Origin of the sequence: Streptomyces lushanensis, from assembly GCF_001700515.1 — a bacterium.
Classification (GTDB): Bacteria; Actinomycetota; Actinomycetes; order Streptomycetales; family Streptomycetaceae; genus Streptomyces; species Streptomyces lushanensis.
In genome coordinates this window covers 1-2,221 of the sequence record NZ_MAUD01000535.1, presented here as the reverse complement: position 1 = coordinate 2,221, position 2,221 = coordinate 1, and the positions used below count along the sequence as shown (strand labels likewise).

The window sequence follows — 2,221 nt, the reverse complement described above, 5'->3', positions numbered from 1 at the left end:
CGATCACGGCTACCACGGCCGTACGAATCTCACCATGGCCCTGACCTCGAAGAACATGCCGTACAAGAACGGCTTCGGACCGTTCGCGCCGGAGATCTACCGGGTGCCGGTCGCCTACGGCTACCGCTGGCCCACCGGCCCCGAGAACTGCGGTCCCGAGGCGTCCGCCCAGGCCATCGACCAGATCAGCAAGCAGATCGGGGCCGGCAACGTCGCCGCGATCGTGATCGAGCCGCTGCTCGGCGAGGGCGGTTTCATCGAGCCCGCCAAGGGTTTCCTCCCCGCGCTGGCGAGGTTCGCCGAGGACAACGGGATCGTGTTCGTGGCGGACGAGATCCAGTCCGGCTTCTGCCGTACCGGCCAGTGGTTCGCGTGTGAGGACGAGGGCGTCGTCCCCGATCTGATCACCACCGCCAAGGGCATCGCGGGCGGTCTGCCGCTCGCCGCCGTGACCGGCCGCGCCGAGATCATGGACGCCGCGCACGCGGGCGGCCTCGGCGGTACGTTCGGCGGCAACCCGGTGGCCTGCGCCGCCGCGCTCGGCGCCATCGAGACGATGAAGGAGCTGGACCTCGTCTCGAAGGCACGGCGCATCGAGTCCGTCATGAAGGGCCGGCTCTCCGCCCTGAGCGAGAAGTACGACATCATCGGCGACATCCGCGGCCGTGGCGCGATGATCGCGATCGAGCTGGTGAAGGACCGCGCCACCAAGGAGCCGGCCCCGGAGGCGACCGCCGCGCTCGCCAAGACCTGCCATCAGGCGGGACTGGTGGTCCTGACCTGTGGCACCTACGGCAATGTGCTGCGCTTCCTGCCGCCCCTGGTGATCGGCGAGGATCTGCTCAACGAGGGCCTGGACATCGTCGAGCAGGCGTTCTCGGCCCTCTGACCGGCGCTCCGCGTCGGCCCGGATGCCCGGTCGGGCATCCGGGGAGCCCGGCCGGGACATCGGTGAGGGCCTGTGAAGAAGGTGTGCGAGGGCGATGGCGGGAGCCGTTTCCGGCTGTCGGTCCTCGCCGCCCTGCCGTACGGTTTCCGCAGATGAGAGAAACACCCCGCTCGCAGGGGACTGCGGGCGACACCGGAGCGGAGCGTCCCCAGCCCCGCTTTGGTCGTGCCTTCGCGCACACCACTGGAGATTCAGGCTCTGGAACTCCTTGCCGATCGGACGGCCGCCCGCCCCAAACCCCCCGGGGCGTGCGGTACACCGATACGGACGGCCGCCCCGGAACTACCCCCCCTGTTCCGGGGCGGCCCCCTTCTTTCTCCGGGACCTCCCGAACCCCCGGAACCTCCGGTGCGCCCGGAACTTCCAGAGTCTCCAGGACCCTGGCCTTCGTGCTCTGTGCGGTCCTCTTCCCGCTTCTGACCTGGCAGGCCGCCGCGGGCGGACCGCTGCGCGACATCGATGAACGGCTCGGCCGGGCGCTCGCCCGCCAAGGGCCCACACCTCTGACGGAATTCCTCGCGGATCTCGGCGGTATGCCGGTGGCGCTGCCCGTACTGGCCGTGGCGCTCGGATACGCCCTCCTGCGCGGTGAGCGCGCGCGGGCCCTGGCCGCGGCGCTCGCCATGGCCGCCGTGCCCGTGCTGGTCGTACCGCTCAAGATCTGGACCGACCGGCGGGGACCGCTCACCGACGCGACCGGCTACTACCCGTCCGGGCACACGGCGACGGCGATGGTGGCGTACGGCGGCGCGGCGCTGCTCCTGGCTCCGTACGTCCGGCGGAACCGGGCGATGCCCGTCGCCGTCCTGCTCACCCTGGCGACGGGCATCGGTCTCGTCCTGCGTGGCTACCACTGGCCGCTGGACGTCCTCGGCAGCCTGGCGCTGTGCGGAATGCTGCTCCTGGCCCTGGAGCGGGCGTTCCGTGCGATCGGACCGCCCGGGGCTCCCGGGCCCGGCGGGCGGTCGTCCGCGCTCAGCCGAAGTACGCGTCGAAGTTCCGGGAGAACTCCCACTGGTTGAAGCGGTCCCAGTTGATCGACCAGGTCATCAGTCCGCGAAGCGCGGGCCAGGTGCCATGGGTCTGGTAGGAGCCGCAGTCGGTCTTCTTCGTCAGACAGTTCAGGGCCTTGTTGACCTCGGCGGGCGAGGTGTGGCCGTTGCCCGCCTGGGTCGAGGCCGGCAGGCCGATGGCCACCTGCTCGGGGCGCAGCGCCGGGAAGAACTTCGAGGTGTCACCGGCCACCGGGAAGCCGGTGAGCAGCATGTCGGT

Annotated in this window: 2 protein-coding genes and 1 pseudogene; 2 read left to right on the top strand and 1 reads right to left on the bottom strand. The window is 70.7% G+C overall.

Annotated features, from left to right (window positions below):
* On the top strand, positions 1 to 889 hold an 889-nt coding region (locus BFF77_RS30900; RefSeq protein ID WP_066956663.1), incomplete at its 5' end, for an aminotransferase class III-fold pyridoxal phosphate-dependent enzyme.
* 152 nt (positions 890 to 1,041) lie between these two features.
* On the top strand, positions 1,042 to 1,971 hold the full coding sequence (locus BFF77_RS30895) for a phosphatase PAP2 family protein (protein WP_079125646.1): 930 nt from the start codon (positions 1,042 to 1,044) through the stop codon (positions 1,969 to 1,971).
* Here BFF77_RS30895 and BFF77_RS30890 read toward each other — a convergent pair.
* A pseudogene (locus BFF77_RS30890) lies at positions 1,925 to 2,221 on the bottom strand (chitinase); the annotation flags it as partial. The gene BFF77_RS30895 and the pseudogene BFF77_RS30890 overlap by 47 nt on opposite strands.

Coding starts and splice junctions, on each gene's coding strand:
- BFF77_RS30895 (WP_079125646.1), top strand. CDS start 1,042: ATGAGAGAAACACCCCGCTCGCAGGGGACTGCGGGCGACACCGGAGCG.